Source organism: Nocardia sp. bgisy118 (assembly GCF_057708605.1).
In genome coordinates, this window is sequence record NZ_JBYISM010000005.1 from 287,437 (window position 1) to 303,280 (window position 15,844).

Annotated in this window: 17 protein-coding genes and 1 other RNA gene; 10 read left to right on the forward strand and 8 right to left on the reverse strand. The window is 70.8% G+C overall.

What is annotated here, in order from left to right:
* Positions 1–71 precede the first annotated feature (71 nt).
* A complete protein-coding gene (gene sigJ / locus AC3EO7_RS08935) occupies positions 72–1,028 on the reverse strand; it encodes an RNA polymerase sigma factor SigJ (protein ID WP_435590946.1) in 957 nt (318 codons plus the stop codon).
* A gap of 129 nt (positions 1,029–1,157) precedes the next feature.
* Here sigJ and AC3EO7_RS08940 point away from each other — a divergent pair, with 129 nt between their 5' ends.
* On the forward strand, positions 1,158–2,105 hold the full coding sequence (locus tag AC3EO7_RS08940) for a cobalamin biosynthesis protein (RefSeq protein WP_431963136.1): 948 nt from the start codon (positions 1,158–1,160) through the stop codon (positions 2,103–2,105).
* Between the two features lie 379 nt (positions 2,106–2,484).
* On the opposite strand, the gene AC3EO7_RS08945 is transcribed toward AC3EO7_RS08940, so the two are convergent.
* Together AC3EO7_RS08945 and AC3EO7_RS08950 are read right to left on the reverse strand one after the other, a co-directional pair.
* A complete protein-coding gene (locus AC3EO7_RS08945) occupies positions 2,485–3,375 on the reverse strand; it encodes an SURF1 family cytochrome oxidase biogenesis protein (RefSeq protein ID WP_431963138.1) in 891 nt (296 codons plus the stop codon).
* Positions 3,375–3,878, reverse strand: coding sequence for a low molecular weight protein-tyrosine-phosphatase (locus AC3EO7_RS08950; protein ID WP_435590947.1), 504 nt, complete (start codon positions 3,876–3,878; stop codon positions 3,375–3,377). The genes AC3EO7_RS08945 and AC3EO7_RS08950 overlap by 1 nt, the downstream gene beginning before the upstream one ends.
* A 44-nt stretch (positions 3,879–3,922) precedes the next feature.
* Between AC3EO7_RS08950 and cobC the strand changes: the two genes are divergently transcribed.
* From cobC to AC3EO7_RS08985, 7 genes are all read left to right on the forward strand, one after another.
* Entirely contained in the window at positions 3,923–4,966 is a 1,044-nt protein-coding gene (gene cobC / locus AC3EO7_RS08955) for an Rv2231c family histidinol phosphate aminotransferase CobC (RefSeq protein WP_435590948.1), read from the forward strand.
* A 339-nt stretch (positions 4,967–5,305) separates the two neighbouring features.
* Positions 5,306–6,430 (forward strand): Nif3-like dinuclear metal center hexameric protein, encoded by a 1,125-nt coding sequence (locus AC3EO7_RS08960; protein ID WP_435590949.1) that lies wholly within the window; start codon positions 5,306–5,308, stop codon positions 6,428–6,430.
* Between the two features lie 123 nt (positions 6,431–6,553).
* On the forward strand, positions 6,554–7,198 hold the full coding sequence (locus tag AC3EO7_RS08965) for a hypothetical protein (protein ID WP_435590950.1): 645 nt from the start codon (positions 6,554–6,556) through the stop codon (positions 7,196–7,198).
* 142 nt (positions 7,199–7,340) lie between these two features.
* Entirely contained in the window at positions 7,341–8,078 is a 738-nt protein-coding gene (locus tag AC3EO7_RS08970) for a zinc ribbon domain-containing protein (protein ID WP_431963148.1), read from the forward strand.
* Between the two features lie 37 nt (positions 8,079–8,115).
* Positions 8,116–9,357 carry a bifunctional RNase H/acid phosphatase gene (locus AC3EO7_RS08975; protein ID WP_431963150.1) on the forward strand — a complete coding sequence of 414 codons (1,242 nt, stop codon included), beginning with the start codon at positions 8,116–8,118 and terminating at the stop codon, positions 9,355–9,357.
* A 320-nt stretch (positions 9,358–9,677) separates the two neighbouring features.
* On the forward strand, positions 9,678–10,382 hold the full coding sequence (locus AC3EO7_RS08980) for a chymotrypsin family serine protease (protein WP_431963152.1): 705 nt from the start codon (positions 9,678–9,680) through the stop codon (positions 10,380–10,382).
* A gap of 207 nt (positions 10,383–10,589) precedes the next feature.
* Positions 10,590–11,354 (forward strand): class I SAM-dependent methyltransferase, encoded by a 765-nt coding sequence (locus AC3EO7_RS08985; RefSeq protein WP_435590951.1) that lies wholly within the window; start codon positions 10,590–10,592, stop codon positions 11,352–11,354.
* A gap of 38 nt (positions 11,355–11,392) precedes the next feature.
* Here the strand turns inward: AC3EO7_RS08985 and AC3EO7_RS08990 are convergent, their stop codons facing one another.
* From AC3EO7_RS08990 to AC3EO7_RS09000, 3 genes are all read right to left on the reverse strand, one after another.
* A complete protein-coding gene (locus AC3EO7_RS08990; RefSeq protein WP_435590952.1) occupies positions 11,393–11,977 on the reverse strand; it encodes an NUDIX hydrolase in 585 nt (194 codons plus the stop codon).
* Positions 11,978–12,174: 197 nt separating this feature from the next.
* Entirely contained in the window at positions 12,175–12,693 is a 519-nt protein-coding gene (locus AC3EO7_RS08995) for a TrmH family RNA methyltransferase (RefSeq protein WP_431963158.1), read from the reverse strand.
* Between the two features lie 144 nt (positions 12,694–12,837).
* Positions 12,838–13,725, reverse strand: a complete 888-nt coding sequence (locus tag AC3EO7_RS09000) for an alpha/beta hydrolase (protein WP_431963160.1) — start codon at positions 13,723–13,725, stop codon at positions 12,838–12,840.
* Between the two features lie 64 nt (positions 13,726–13,789).
* Between AC3EO7_RS09000 and rnpB the strand changes: the two genes are divergently transcribed.
* Positions 13,790–14,204, forward strand: an RNA gene (gene rnpB, locus AC3EO7_RS09005) — RNase P RNA component class A.
* 65 nt (positions 14,205–14,269) lie between these two features.
* On the opposite strand, the gene AC3EO7_RS09010 is transcribed toward rnpB, so the two are convergent.
* Both AC3EO7_RS09010 and AC3EO7_RS09015 read right to left on the reverse strand, forming a co-directional pair.
* Positions 14,270–14,530, reverse strand: coding sequence for a hypothetical protein (locus tag AC3EO7_RS09010; protein ID WP_431963162.1), 261 nt, complete (start codon positions 14,528–14,530; stop codon positions 14,270–14,272).
* 168 nt (positions 14,531–14,698) lie between these two features.
* Positions 14,699–15,091: a hypothetical protein gene (locus AC3EO7_RS09015; RefSeq protein WP_431963164.1), complete on the reverse strand. Its 393-nt coding sequence runs from the start codon at positions 15,089–15,091 to the stop codon at positions 14,699–14,701.
* 417 nt (positions 15,092–15,508) lie between these two features.
* Between AC3EO7_RS09015 and AC3EO7_RS09020 the strand changes: the two genes are divergently transcribed.
* Positions 15,509–15,841, forward strand: coding sequence for a hypothetical protein (locus AC3EO7_RS09020; RefSeq protein WP_431963166.1), 333 nt, complete (start codon positions 15,509–15,511; stop codon positions 15,839–15,841).
* Positions 15,842–15,844 lie beyond the last annotated feature (3 nt).

Below are 15,844 nucleotides of genomic sequence, written 5' to 3' on the forward strand. Positions count from 1 at the left end.
AGCCGCTCCGCACGCCGCACAACGACGAGATCTCTGTGCGGCGTGCGGAAGGCAGCGCGTCGGTGGTCGGGTTACACGTCGGGGTTCGCCTCGTTCAAGAACCAGTCCGGAGCGTCGGTCTCCGGCAGTTCGCGCAGCTTGTCCGGATTGCGGACGATGTGCATCGCGACGATGCGGCCCGCGTCGACGGTGAAGGAGAAGACGCCGGTGTGGTTGCCGTCGAAGACGACCAGGCCGGGCTGTCCGTTGACCAGCACCGAGCGGCCCCACGCGCCGTGCGCCGACGGCGCGTTGTACCAACCCAGCAGAAGCTTCGCCACCAGCTCGGCGCCGCTCACGCTCTGGCGGATGGCAGGCACCTTGCCGCCGCCGTCGGCGGTCAGGCTGACGTTGGCGTCGAGCACGCCGAGCAGCGCGCTGAGATCACCCGACCGCCACGCCACCGCGAACGCCGACACCACCTTCTCCTGCTCGTCGGGCGACGCGGGGAATCGGGGCGTGCCGTCCTCGACCCGTTTGCGGGCGCGCGAGGCGAGCTGGCGGACCGCCGCCGGTGTTCGCCCGACCACCTCGGCGACCTCGGGCCCGCTCATGCCGAACACGTCCTGCAGCACGAACGCGGTGCGCTCGGCGGGGGAGAGGGATTCCAGCACGATCAGCAGCGCGGTGGTGACCCGCTCGTCCTGGGTGATGCGGTCGGCCGGATCGTCCACGGTGGTGACCTCCGGCTCGGGCAGCCAGTCGCCGACGTACTGTTCGCGGCGGGCGCGGGCCGAGCCGAGCTGATCCAACGCCAACCGGCCGGTCACGGTGGTCAGCCAGGCGCGCAGGTTCTCGATCTCGCCCGCGGCGCCCGCCTCGTGCTGGCGCTGCAACCGCAGCCAGGCGTCCTGCACCACGTCGTCCGCGTCGGCGAGGCTGCCGAGCGTGCTGTAGGCGAGCCTGCGCAGGTACGGCCGGTGCTCCTCGAACCGGCGTGCCAGCTCGGCGGCGTCCAGGGACTCGGGTCCTGGCTTCTCGGATGTCACTGGAACCACCGTTCGGTCGTGCGGGCCCCGGTGCAGGGGCGCAGCGGGTGTCGTAGGTATGACGAGGCAGGACCACAGAGTGTGACATCCGGACGATCACGGCGGCCGAGCGCCCGATACTCTCGCCCGGTGCACACGGGGATCTCGGCGGGCGGCGGGCTGCTGCTCGGTTTCGCGCTGGATCGCGCGTTCGGCGATCCGCGCCGGTGGCATCCGGTGGCCGGATTCGGTTCGGCGGCAAGCGCGCTCGAGTCGCTGACCTACGCCGACCGGCGGGTGGCTGGAGTCGTGCACGAGGCGGTCGCGGTCGGCGCCGTGCTCGGCCTCGGCCTGGCGGCGCGGCGCGGCGGCATGGCGGGCACGGCGCTGGCCACCTGGACCGTGCTCGGCGGGCGCAGCCTGGCCCGCGCCGGACGCGCCATGGCCGATCATCTGGAGTCGGGCGATCTGGCCGGCGCCCGCGCGTTGCTGCCTTCGCTGTGCGGGCGGGACCCCTCGGTGCTCGACGCCGACGGATTGGCTCGCGCGGCACTGGAATCCATCGCCGAGAACACCTCCGACGCCACCGTCGCGCCGCTGTTCTGGGGTGCGGCGGCTGGTCTCCCCGGTCTGCTCGGCTATCGCGCGATCAACACCCTCGACGCGATGATCGGCTATCGGAACGACCGCTACCACCGTTTCGGCTGGGCGGCCGCCCGGCTCGACGACGTCGCGAACCTCGCGCCCGCCCGCGTCACCGGACTGCTCACCGCGGCCTTCGCGCCGCTGGTCGGCGGCAGGCCCGCCGCGGTGCTGCGCGCCTGGCGACGTGACGCGGCCAAGCATCCCAGCCCGAACGCGGGGGTCGTCGAGGCGTCGATGGCGGGCGCGCTCGGCGTCCGGCTCGGCGGCCGGACGCAGTACCGGCACGGAACGGAACTGCGGCCAACCCTCGGCGACGGGCCCGCGCCCACGGTTCCCGATCTGCGGCGGGCCGTGCGGATGTCGGAGGCGGTTCAGGTGGGGGCGGCGGTTCTCGCCGCGAGCGCGGCCTTCGCCCTGCCTTCGCTGCGCCGAAGGCTGTCGGTCTCGGGCTGACGCACGCTCGAGGGCCACGGGGCTGTCCCGGGCGGGGAGTCAGCTGCCGAGGAGCGTCCACCGGTCTCCCAGCTACCTCGCCCGTGGTGGCGTCGCTGAAGGACCTGACCGCACCCGAGGAGGTGACGCGGTGGCGCCACTCACCGTCGCGTCGGTAGCCGGTGACGGTGAGCAGTTCGTCGGGCTCGCGGTCGTTGGGTCGGATGCCCGGCCGCCGCGGCGGTGCACTGGGCAGGGCCGCCCGCAGTTGGCGAGATCGGTTCGGGCACCTGTTCCGCGGGCCGGGGTGGGCGCCCGCTGACCGATGAGCCGGCCGGTCGCTGGAAGGGCGGTGAACGCGACGGACGTTCGTCGGTTCACGGTGCAAGGCGAACGCGGGTCAGGAGCGGTTGCGTCCGTATCGGTCGGCGAGCTTGGCCTCGGTCGTCGGCGGCGCCGGGGTGGTGGCGGGTTCGGTCGCGGCGGGTTCGGTCGGCGCCGGTTCCGTCGGTGCGGGCTGGGTGGCCGCGGCCTTCTCCTTGCGGCGTTCCCGTAGTTCGGCGTAGACGAAGTAGCCGAGGCCGAGCGGCGCCATGACACCGAAGGCCAGCCATTGCAGCCCGTAGGAGAGGTACGGTCCCGCGTCGAGCTGGGGGAGCGGGGTCGGCGTGAACGCGCCCGGCTGATTCTCCGAGAGCTCGAGATAGCCGCCGCGCTCACCGGCGGGAATCGGGGTCAGCGGTTGCCCGAGCACCTCGGATTCCTGCGCGGTGTCGATCGAATACACCTGGCGGTAGCCGTCCTGGGTGAGCGGCGTCTTGTCCGCACTCACGCCCTCCGACATGCGAATTCGGCCCTCGAGGCGCTGCTCGCCCGCGGGCGCTTCCTGGATCTGCGGCGGCCGCGAGGTGCCGTCGACGCCGGCGACCAGACCGCGATCGACGAGCAGCGTGCGCCCGTCCGTCAGGCGGAAGGCGGCGAGCACCGCGTAGCCGGGCGCGCCGTCCAGGTGACGCAGGCGGACCAGCACCGTCGAATCGGGCAGGTAGCTGCCGGTGGCGGTCACCCGCCGCCATTCGGTGCGCTCGTCGTCCGTGGCGGCGAGCACCGTGGTCACGTCCACCGGGTCGGCGCGCACCGAATCGGCGATCAACTGGTTGCGATGCTCGGTGGCGGTGTTCTTGCCGAGCTGCCACGGCGCGAGCACGGTGAAGCACAGGTAGGCGAATGCGGCCACCAGCGCGGCCAGGATCAGCCAGCTGGGGCGGAACAGAAACGTCAGGCGGCGCATCAGGGCAGTCCCTCGGCTACGGGCGCCAGGGCCAGTTCCGCGCGTACCCAGTCCAGCAGGCCGGGCATCGCCGCCTCGATCTGCGCGCGGACGAGTTCGAAATCGGCGTTGCCGCCGTAGTACGGGTCGGGCACGTCAGGGCCGTCCGCGTCGGGATCGAAACTGCGCAGCAGCCTGCGGCGATCGGACGGGACGCCCAACTTGGCCAGCGCGCGCTCGTGCCCGGTATCCAGGGCGACGAGCAGGTCGGCGTCGCGGTGATCGGCGCCCACGACGGCGGCCACATGCCCGGTGGGGTAGCCGTGCCTGCGCAGCGTCTCGGTGGTGCGCGGGTCGGCGTCGTCGCCGATGTGCCAGGAGCCCGTGCCCGCGCTGCTCACCCGCACCCGGTCGGCCAGTCCGGCCAGGCGCAAGTGGTGCGCGAACATCTTCTCCGCCATCGGCGATCGGCAGATATTGCCAGTACAGACGAACGACACGTGCAGGTCACCCACGACAGCCATTCTGGCCGGTCGCCCTGCTCGCCCGCCACGTAGGGTGTGATCCCGTGCCCTCCGACACAGTCGATCACGCGCTGCTTCGCCATCACGGCGACGTCGACGCGCGCCCGGGCATGCTCGATTTCGCGGTCAACGTGCAGGGCAGCGCGCCGCCGCCGTGGCTGCGTGAACGCCTCGCCGCCCGGCTCGCCGACCTCGGCCGCTACCCGAGCGCCGCCGAGGACCTGGCCGCCCGCATCGCCGTGACCGCACGGCACGGCCGCCGCCCGGACGAGGTGCTGCTGCTGGCGGGCGCGGCCGAGGGATTCGCGCTGCTGCCGAAGCTGGCCCCGCGTCTCGCGGCGGTGGTGCACCCGTCGTTCACCGAACCGGAGCTGGCGCTGCGGCAGGCCGATGTGCCGGTCGTCCGGGTGCTGCTCGAACCGCCCTACATCCTCGACCCGTCCGCCGTGCCCGACGCGGCCGATCTCGTCGTCCTCGGCAACCCGACCAACCCGACCTCGGTCCTGCATTCCGCCGACACCGTCCGCGCGCTGCGTCGTCCGGGCCGCGTGATCGTCGTCGACGAGGCTTTCGCCGACGCCGTCCCCGGCGAACCGGAATCCCTGGCGACCCTCGCCACCCCAGACGTCCTCGTCCTGCGCAGCCTCACCAAGACCTGGGCGCTCGCGGGCCTGCGCTGCGGCTACGTCCTCGGCGCCCCCGACCTGCTCGCCCGCCTCGACCACGGCCGCGCGCACTGGCCACTCGGCGCACTCCAGCTCGAGGCGATCGCCGCCACCGCCGAACCCGCCGCGGTCGCCGAATCCCAGCGCCACGCGACCGCCCTCGCCGCCGCCCGCGCCGCGATGATCGAGCGCCTCACCGACCTCGGCCTGCACGTGCACACACCTGCCCGCGGGCCTTTCCTTCTCCTGCACGTTCCCGGTGGCGAGGTGCTGCGCAAGCACTTGGCCGAACAAGGCATCGCGGTGCGCCGCGCGGACACGTTCCCCGGGCTGGGGCCCGACCACCTCCGCGTCGCGGTGCGGGACGAGGCCGCGGTGGACCGTCTGTGCGCAGCGATCCGCACCGCGCCCGGTTTCCCCTGACGTGCGGCGCTGACTTCGACCGCCCGTGTTCGGGACTGCCGTTGGTGGCAGTAGGTGGCTCTCACCGATCGGGTCGGCCCGCCCAGCGGCCGACTCCGGGGCCGGGCGTCAGGCGTCGGCCAGTGCCCCGACCGGACGTAGTCCGCCGGAGCAGCCGCAGCGTGATTGCGCCGGTAACCCGGACCGTCGGCCGGTGCTCGACTGGTCGCCCGCGCCCCTCTTGTACGAGTGGATACGAAATGGAACCGGGTGCGATGTCGGGCGACGACAGACGCGGCGGGATGATGGGGCGGCCGGTATGCGCCGGGACAGGGAGCGCGGGAGGAGCGAGGTAGGCGGATGGTGACGACGCTGGCGGATCTCATCGGGGTGCTGGACGCGGCGTATCCGCCGAAGCTGGCGGAGTCGTGGGACTCGGTCGGGCTGGTGTGCGGTGATCCCGACGACGAGGTCAGCAGGGTGTTGTTCGCGGTGGACGCGACCGCCGCCGTCGTCGACGAAGCCATCGAGTGGCGCGCCCAGGCATTGGTCGTGCACCACCCGCTGCTGCTGCGCGGCGTGGACACCGTGGCCGCCGACACCGCGAAAGGCGCTCTGCTGCACCGCCTCATCCGTTCCGGATGCGCCCTGTTCACCGCCCACACCAACGCCGACTCCGCCGATCCCGGCGTCTCCGACGCGCTCGCCGCGGCCATCGGGCTGACGGTGACCGGTCCGCTGGACCCGAAACCGACGGCTGCCGTGGACAACTGGGTCGTCCAGGTGCCGCGCACCCACACCGACGCCGTGCTCGGCGCGCTGTTCGACGCGGGTGCGGGCGGCGTCGGCAGTTACGACGAGTGCGCGCTGCGGGTGCCCGGCGTCGGCCAGTTCCGGCCCATGCCGGGCGCGAATCCGGCGATCGGCGCCATCGGCGAACTGCAGCGCGTCGACGAGGATCGCGTCGAGGTCATCGCGCCGCCCTCGGCGCGCTCCGCCGTGCTGGCCGCGTTGCGCGCCGCGCATCCCTACGAGGACCCGGCCTACCACGTCACCGAACGGGCCGCCCTGCCCTCCGGCCTCGGCATCGGCCGCGTCGGCATCCTCCCGGAACCGGAACCGTTGCGCGACTTCACCGCTCGCGTCTCCGCCGCCCTGCCCGCCACCGTGTGGGGTGTCCGCGCCGCGGGCGATCCGGATCGCGTGATCGAGCGCGTCGCGGTGTGCGGCGGCGCGGGTGACTCCTACCTGTCCACCGCGGCCCGGCTCGGCGTCGACGCCTATCTCACCTCCGATCTGCGCCACCACCCCGTCGACGAACACCTGCGTACCGGCGGCCCGGCCCTGATCGACGCCGCGCACTGGGCCACCGAATTCCCGTGGTGCGCCCAGGCGGAGGGCATCGTCACCGCGACGCTGCCCGATCTGGAGACCCGCGTCTCGACGCTCCGCACCGACCCGTGGACCGTGGGCGCGGCGGACTGACACCGCCGTCGGCCTTCGACCGGCAGGGCGCGCGGCTCGCCCGCCGCCGAAAGGGGTTGCCGTTCGGCGAGGTTCCCCGGCGTTCGCCGGAATCGAAGGGCCGCAACCGGGTACAACTACCCCATGAGTTTCCCGGTGGATTTCGGGATCGTGCAGATCGGTTTGATCCTGCTGATCCTGATCGCGGTCGCGCTGCTCGTTTCGGCGCTGGTGAAGATGCGCAGGGTCGGGCCGCGGGTGCTGCTCGGCCGAGGCGCGGGCGGTGTCGCGCTGCTCGTCGTCGCGGTGTTGCTGCTGTGGGTGGCGACCCTCATGCAGACGTACCTGGGACTCAGCGGCGAGATCAAGGCCGCGCACGTGGTGGTGCGCGAGGTCGCGGGTGACGACCATCAGCTCGAGGTCGACCTCACCCTCTACGGGGACGACGACCACTCCGAGCGTCGCGAGAAATTCCGCGTTCAAGGCGATCTGTGGGTGTTGCAGGCCAATATCGTCGAACTGGAGCCTTGGGTGAACGCCCTGGGCTTCCACTCCGGCTACAAGGTCACCCGCCTGTACGGTCAGCGCCTCGACGGCGTCGCCACCACCCAGAACCAGATCTTCCTGAACGGCGACGACGCCGACTTCTTCGCCGACATGAGCGATGGCGCTTGGTGGACCGGCCCCTTCGTCCGCTCCGCCTACGGCAACGCCGTCATCGGGACCCCGGGTGAATACGACGTCTACATCTCCCGCGATGCGATCAAGGCCCGCGCACCCGGCAGCTGATCCGCCGCCGTCCCGGCGACTCGCCCCTCGGCCCGGTCTCGGAACCAACCGGCCCGTAGCCGGGGTACGGTTGAGCACTGGCGTTCGCCCTCCGGCGGATACCCCCGACCCGTCGTCCACAGTGTTCAGGAGTTTGTCCGCGTTGAATGTCGAACCACCGATCCAGGCCAAGCTGCTCCAGCTCGCGGCTGTCGACGCCGAACTGACGCGGATCGCGCATCGGCGCACCGTGCTGCCCGAGCAGCAGGAAGTGGCGCGGCTGGAGGGGGAGCGCAACAAGCACAAGGACGCCGCGGTCGCGGTGGAGATCGTGCTGGACGATCTGGATCGCGACATCCGCAAGCTGGAGGGCGAGATCGACGCGGTCCGCAAGCGTGAGGAGCGCGACCGCGGCATGCTGACGGCCGGTTCCGTTGGCGCCAAGCAGCTTTCGGAGATCCAGCACGAACTGGGCAGCCTGGAGCGGCGGCGCGGCGTGCTGGAGGACGAACTGCTCGAGGTGATGGAGCGCCGCGAGGCGTCCGCCTCCGACCACGATCACGCGGGCGCGCGGCTGAGCAAGACCGAGGAAGAGCTGGCCGACGCGCAGCGGGTGCGCGACGAGGCGCTGGCGGATCTGGATGTGGCGCAGGGGCGCTGCGCCGACGATCGGTCCAACCTGCTCGGCCTGTTCCCCGCGGAGCTGCTCGCCGTCTACGACAAGCAGCGCGCCGAGCGCGGCGTCGGCGCGGCGCTGCTGCAGGCCCGCAAGTGCGGCGCGTGCCGCATCGAACTGGACCGCGGCGAGATCGCGCGCATCGCGAAGACGGCGCCCGACGTGGTCGTGCGCTGCCCCGAATGCGGCGCGGTCCTGGTGCGCACCAAGGAATCCGGTCTGTGACCTGCGGGTTCGATCGGCCGGATGCCGAGGAGGTCCGGTGAGCAACGAGCACGTGATCGTCGAAGCGGACGGCGGTTCGCGGGGCAACCCCGGCCCCGCGGGGTTCGGCGCGGTGGTCTTCGACGCCGGTCACGTCGCGGTGCTGGCCGAACGGCGCGAGAGCGTGGGCATCGCCACCAACAATGTCGCCGAGTACCGCGGGCTGATCGCGGGCCTGGAGGCCGCCGCCGAGCTGGGTGCGCGCACGGTGGACGTGCGCATGGACTCCAAGCTGGTCGTCGAGCAGATGTCGGGCCGGTGGAAGGTCAAGCACGCGGCGATGATCCCGCTGGCCGACCGAGCCAGGCGCCTGGTCGCGGACTTCGACCGGGTGAGCTTCACCTGGATTCCGCGCGCCCAGAACTCGCACGCCGATCGCCTGGCCAACGAGGCGATGGACGATGCCACGCTGGTCGGCGAGGTGCGCGCGGCCAGCGAGGCCGAGACGGCGACCGCCGAAGAGCTGTCCGCCCGAGACACCGCGCCTAGCACCCGAGTCGCCGAGCCCAGCGCCCACGGCGCCGAACGCACCGCGCCCAGCTGGATCGACGAGGCGCGCGCCGCCCAGGTCGACCCCGCGAACACCGAGGCCGTCTCCGGGAGTCCGGGATGGACCGGTGCGCTCGGCCGTCCGACCCGCCTGCTGCTGTTGCGCCACGGCCAGACCGAACTCTCCGTACAGCGGCGCTATTCGGGTCGCGGCAACCCGCCTTTGACTCGGCTGGGCCGCGAACAGGCCGCGCACGCCGCGAAAATGCTTGCGGCCAAAGGTGATATCGCCGCCATCCTGAGCTCGCCGCTGGGGCGCGCGCGGGAGACCGCCGAGGCCGCAGGCGCCGCGCTGAACCTTCCGGTGCGCACTCACGACGGACTCATCGAGACCGATTTCGGGGCCTGGGAGGGGCTGACGTTTCTCGAAGCGGCGCAACGCGATTCGGAGTTGCACGCGCGCTGGCTCGGTGACCCGTCGGTGGCCGCGCCGGGCGGGGAGAGCTTCGACGAGGTCCGCGAACGCGTCGAGGCGGTGCGCCGCGACCTGGTCGCGCTGTATCCGGGCCAGAACGTGCTGGTGGTCAGCCACGTGACGCCGATCAAGACGCTGCTACAGCTGGCGCTCGGGGTGGGGCCGTCGCTGCTGTACCGCCTGCATCTGGATCTGGCGTCGCTGTGCGTCGCGGAGTTCTATCCGGACGGCGGTTCCTCGGTGCGGCTGGTCAACGACACCTCCTACTTGTCCTGAGTGCGTTCTGTCCGCAGGCCCGGGCCGCTTCGCGTCGCCGGTCGGCCCCGCTCACCCTCGCCATGACCCGGCGCTCGTCTCCGGGTACTGTGGCGCGGCACACATCGCATCGCGCGCACCGGCCGCTACCCCTACGTTGAGGTAGCCGACAGTCGACCGAGGCTGCGTACTCGGTTCGCTCCGCATCGGCGCGGAAGGGGCCGGAACGGGCATCGGCGGAGGTTTCTGTCGGTGCGGTGCCGCACGATGTGTGGGGTGGGTCGATCCCTCGATCGAAATCGAGTGTCGGCCTGTGTCTTTCGAGAAGGAGAGTTACTGCTGTGAGATTCAGGTGGATGGCGGCCGCGACGGCCGTCATCGCGGGTGTGGGCGCAGCTGTCGCGGGCGCCGCGCAGGCTGCTCCGGGGAATGTGGTGCTGGGTGGAAGCTCCGGCCTCGTCTTCGAGAACAACTCCGCGTGCTCGCTCACCGCGATCGGCTACGACAACGCCAATCGTCTGGTGGGTCTGACCGCGGGCCACTGCGCGCCCGCCGGTGCGCGGCTGGCGTCGGAGACCGCGCTGGACGCGGGCGCGGTCGGTGTGGTGGCCTACTCCGACAACGGGGAGGGGCTGGATTTCGCGGTGCTGCAGTTCGATCCGGCGAAGGTCACGCCGGTCCGCACGGTCGGCGCCACCACCATCAACGGGATCGGCCCGACGCCGGGCCCCGGCACCACGGTGTGCTCCAACGGCCGCACCAGCGGCCCCGGCTGCGGCGTCGTCTGGGGCAACCTGGACGAGACCATCACCCTGAACCAGGCGTGCTCGAAGCCCGGTGACTCCGGCGGCCCGGTGACCGTCGGCGACCGTCTCGTCGGCATGAACCAGGGCAGGCTGACCGGTCTGGCGGGCATCGGCTTCGACGTGCCGTGCACCACCGCGGCCAACCCGATCCACTCCCCGGCGTTCTTCGCGCCGATCGACGTCATCCTCGCCACTGTCAACGCCATCGGCGGCGTCGGCGCTGGATTCCGTCCGGTCTGATCCCGTCTCGGCCGAACCTTCACCGTCGCGCGCCCGCGCTGCTTTCGAGACAGCGCGGCCGCGGCGGTGAATTCGTCTGAGGGGTAAATAATTCGACGGCGCGTCCCCGGTCGGCACGGTGGCCTCGCGTCAGACGGAGATCAGCGGCTCGCCGGTGTGTGGACGCCGGTCGGAGCGCGGCCGAACCCGCTCTGGTTAGCTACCCTCGTGGACGCTTCGCGTGAGCCGACGGCGTGGACGTCGAGCGAGGTCGCCGATGATTTCGTCCGGTGGGACGACACCGTCGGGTGGCTGCTCGGCTACCCCTTCGTCTTCGCCGCGCTGCGTCTGGAGCAGCCGGACGTGACCGCCCTGCTGGATCTCGGCTGCGGACCCGGGCACGTCGCGCGCCGCGTGGCCGAGGAGCACGATGTCGACGTCCACGCCGTGGACATCTCACCGGCCATGCTGGCCATCGCCCGCACGCACTACCGCCACCCCCGGGTGACCTGTCACCTCATGACCGGCTCGAAGCTGGCTTTTCTGCCCGACGCCTCGATGGACGCCGTCATGTCCTGCTTCGTCTTCGTCTGCGTGCCCGAACGGCAGCAACTCCAGGACATGGTGGCCGAAGTGCGTCGCGTGCTGCGGCCGGGTGGTCGCTTCGCCCTGCTCAACGCCCACCCAGGACATACCGGGGTGGCCTTCGACAGCTTCCAGATCGGCCGACCGGGCGTCGACTACCAGCCGGGCGATCCGATGCCCGTCCGGCTACACCGGACCGACGGCGAGTGGATGGACATCGTGGACACCTACTGGCCCGGCGAGACGTATCACGAGCTACTGCACGACGCGAACTTCACCCCAGTGTGGCAGCAGGAGCCCACGTTGGACGACGCGCGACGCCTGCTGGGCGCGGCGGCGGTCAGCAGGAGGGAGTGGACGGCCGAACGGGAAACGCCTCCGTTTCTCCTGGTGGTCGGGGAGAAGTAAGTCCTCCCCGCCACCGAATTGTCGCGCTGACAGCAGGACTAGCTCGCGGCGGCATCCCGGTCGGGCCCGAGGACGGCCTCCAGCTTCGTCAGGAAGCGGGCGAAATGCGGATCGGATTCCGGCACCGCGAAGCGATCGACGTCCCACCAGCGGCCACCGCCGAATTCCCGGGGGTCGAGGCGGTATTCGCGCGTGCGATCACCCCGGATCACGTACCAGAGGCTCACGTCTTCATGGCCGCTGTGCATGCCGATGGTGGTGGTCACGGTGAGGAACAGCGGCGCGGGGCCGACCACGTCGAATTCGGCGGCGATACCCAGTTCTTCGTGGGCCTCGCGCCGGGCCGCCGCCAGCGGATGCTCGCCCGGGTCGAGGTGTCCGCCCATCGGCAGCCACAGCCCGGCCAGCCGGTGCCGTCCGAGGAACACCGCCCGCGCCGCCGGATCCACCAGCACCGTGTACGCCACCAGATGTCGCTGCGGCACTGCCGGTTTCTCCCTGCGGAACACGTCGTCGGTCGACGCGAGCCAGTCCAGCGTGGTCGCGATGTGCTCGCGCTCGAGCTCGTCGCAAGGATCGATCCCGCGCACGATGTCGGCAACCGCGGCAGTCGCAGCGTTCATGGCCCGCGACTGTAGCCCCGGGCACCGACAACCTCGCCCGGGCATTTGGTCCCGACCGTCTCGGGTACGCGACTCCGAGCACTCGCGACGAGGAGGTTACCCATGGACCCGCGACGCCCGATCGCCCCGGACACCGACAAGCTGCACGAACTCGCCGACACCCTCGGGGATCCGCTGACGTTTCCGACCTGTCTCCGCTAGCAAAGCCCCGCGAGCTTGTACAACACCAGCGATCCCGCCACCGCCACATTGAGACTGTGCCCGGTGCCCACCATCGGGATCTCCACCGCCACGTCGAGCAGTTCGAGTCCCTCCGGCGGAATCCCGTCGGTCTCGTGACCGAGCACCATGACCGTGCGCTTGCGCGCCGTCGGCAGATCGGCCAGCCGGATGGATTCGTCGGTGAGCTCCACGCCCACCACGGCCGAACCGCCGGCCCGCTGTCGTGCCAGCCAGCGGTCGACGCGGCCGTCCACCCAGTGCACACACTGCCGGTGGCGCAACGTGTTTCCCTGGTTCAGCGCGTCCGGTACCCACGGTCGGCGGGGGACGGCCAGGCACGCGCCGACCGCGTCGCAGGTGCGCAGCAGCGTGCCGAGATTGGCGCTGTGTTTGGGCCACAGCGGCGCGGCGATCAGATGATTCCAGCAGCCGTGCGCGCGTTGCCGCCGCTGGCTGCGCAGTTCCGGGCGGCTTCGCAACCGCGCGGCGGTCATCGCTGGACGGGAAGACCCTTCCCAAGGGAGACAAGGAGTTTCATCGAGACGATGCTTCGCGGCGCATCGGGGCCATCGCAGAAGGAATCCGGTACCCGCTACGATACCCGCCCCGGCGCACCGGAAGTGCGCCGGGGACGGTGGTCACGGCCGTAGTACCGAGACCAGGAATTCGGTCTGGTCGTACACCGCCTGCTCGAAGACATCGTCGAAGTACACGTCGAAATGCCCGACGGGATAACGCTTGACGACCGCGTGCTTGGTGCGTTCGGCCGCCTTGAGCGTCGGCTTGGCGGGCGCGATCGAATCGTTGTCGGCCACCGCGTAGAACACCGGCACCTTCAGCGCCTTGGCGTGCCTGCCGGGGGAGTCGAACAACGCGGGAAAAGCGATGCGCGCGGCCACTTTCGGCTCGTAGGTCTCGCTCTCCTCGGCCAGCCTTCCGAAACCCTCCGGCACGTCCGCCGCGCTCATCAGCGCCGCCGACCGCTTGCGCCCGGCCAACCGGATGCGCACCGGCTTGCGCCGCAGCGGGCCGATCAGCAGGTCGGTGGCGGCGATGGTGGCGACCTTGGTCAGGCTGATCGGGCCCTTGGCCCACGCCGAGGCCCATCCGCTGGTGAACGGCACCTGGGCGACGACGGCGGCGAGGTAGTCGTCCTCCGGCGCCACCGTCAGCACGTGCCCTCCGCCGAAAGACGTGCCCCACAGCGCGATCCGGGTCTTGTCGATGCCGCGCAGCGTGCGCGCGTAGGAGATCGCCGAGCGCCAGTCCTCGCGTTGCCGCGCGATGTGCAGCAACTGGCGCGGATCGCCTTGGCTCGCACCGAAATGTCGGTAGTCGAACACCAGCACCGCCATGCCTGCCGCGGCGAATCGCCGTGCGTACCTGTCCAATCCCATATCCCGCGTGCCCCCCAGACCGTGCCCCATCACCACGAGTGGCCGGGGCTTGGGGACGCCTGCGGGAGGATACAGCCAGGCGGCGCACTGCTGGCCACCTGAGGGAAAACTGACCTCGAGACGTTCCATGACGTCTAACCGTACTGGCGCGAGCGGCTGTCCACCGGACGGGGAGTATCCTGGCACGCGCGGACGAGTTGGTCGGGCGGCCGCGGCGATGGGAACGGGCACACTGTGCCGCCGCCCGTCGCCGAGGAAAGTCCGGACTCCACAGAGCAGGGCGGTTGCTAACGGCAACCCGGGGTGACCCGCGGGACAGTGCCACAGAGAACAGACCGCCCGCGTCCCTTCGGGGGCGCGCGGTGAGGGTGAAACGGTGCGGTAAGAGCGCACCAGCGCCTCGGGTGACCGGGGCGGCTCGGTAAACCCCGCCCGGAGCAAGGTCGAAGGTCGCACTCCCCGGAGTGCGGCTGCGCAGGCGTTCGAGGGCTGCTCGCCCGAGCCTGCGGGTGGGCCGCTCGAGGCACCCGGCGACGGTGTGCCCAGATGGATGGTCGCCGCCCGGTGTGAACCGGGAACAGGATCCGGCTTACAGACCAACTCGTCCGCCGCACTCGGCGCCCGCGATTCGCGTGATCGCGGGCGCCGAATGCACTCGCCAGAACTCGGTGAATCAGACCAAGCAGACTGGGAACGCGGGCGGGACCAGGACCGTGGGTATGCAGAGGAAGCCCGCGACGACCGGCGCGAGCGGGCCGAGCCACGCGAAGGTCAACCCCAGTCCGGCGGGCTGGACCGGTAGTGCGGGAGCCAACTCGGTCACGGGCGCGACGGGCGCGTGATCTGGGGCCGCGATCGCCCCGCCGGAACCGAGAATCAGAGACGTCGTGATGGCCGCTGCTGCGAAAGCAGTGCGCAGGCTGGTGCGTTTCATACTTCTCCCCTCGACTCGTCGATCAACCGGGTTGCCGCTACTTCGCGGGCAGGTTGTCACTCGCGGAGCGAAGCGGCGTCTCGATTAAGCACTGGCAAGCGGATCGCTGACCATCGGTCGGTCCGCTGAGCGGACCGCGCGCCGGGACGTGCGGCCCGCATCGAGGGGTCAGCAGAGGTACTTGGCGGTGGTGTAGATGGCCTGCGCTTCTTCCTTGGTCGCGGCGGTCTGGCCGGACTTGGTGCGGTCGACGATGTTCTGGACGGCGGCGTCCTCGGCCTTGCCGTCCTTGATGTCCTTGCACGTGCCGGTGAAGATGTCGGCGACCTGCGCGTCGCTGCGGCCATCGGCCAGCTTCGGGAAGGCGCTGCGGTAGCTCACCACGAACATGCCCGCCTTCGCGCTGTCCGGCACGGCGGCGCTGTTGGGCTGGCCTGCGGGGGAGGCGGCCGCGGAGGTGGCGGCGGGCGCGGCGGTGTCCTTGTCGTCGCTGCCGCAACCTGCCACGAGCAGGGCGAAGAGGGTCGTGCTGACCGCGATGGCGGCGGAAGTTCTTCTCACGGTGCGGGATGCTAGTGGCACCTGACGAAAGCCGCCTTCCGTGCGGTTAACGGAAGGCGACCGGCGTGTGTCGTTCTCTGTGAGATCAGGTCGGATCGACCATGAAAACCTGCGCCCAATATGCGGCCTGCTCGGGACCGAGCAGGGGCATCAGGTAGTCGAAGATGATCGATGACATCAGTGCACAGCTCCCAATTGTCGACGTACGGTGTCATTTCGGAATGGGCGGTGAGATCAGCGCCCGCACCGGCCCCGAACAGTAGCAGTCCGGCGCGACACGACGAGCCGGGCCGGGTGATTTGTACGTAACTGGCCTAGACGTGACCGACGTCATACAGTAGTCGCCGTTGGCAAGGCCCGGTGCCGGGCACCAGCGGGCCGATTCATACTTCGATTGCGGAAGCAGGTCTCAACTCTATGCGGGTAGTTCGTTCATTGGTCGCCGGCGCGCTCATCGCCGGGGCCGCATCGGTTTTCGCCGCCCTCGGCGCCGGGTCCGCCAATGCGGTCGCGCTGACTCCGCTTCCCGGCGGGGTGCAGGTCGACCTCAGCCCCGCCGACACCAAGTGGGTGGCCGAGAGCAATTTCGGCCTGGCGATCGCCGGTCTTCCGCACCCGTCCGCGGCATCGTTCGGTGAGGCGCTCGACGCCGCGGCCGACCTGTCGTCGACCTATCCGACCGGTCGGGTGACGTTCACGGTGTTCGGTCCGTTCAACGAGCTGAACGGCACGATGCTGGCATTGCAGTAACGT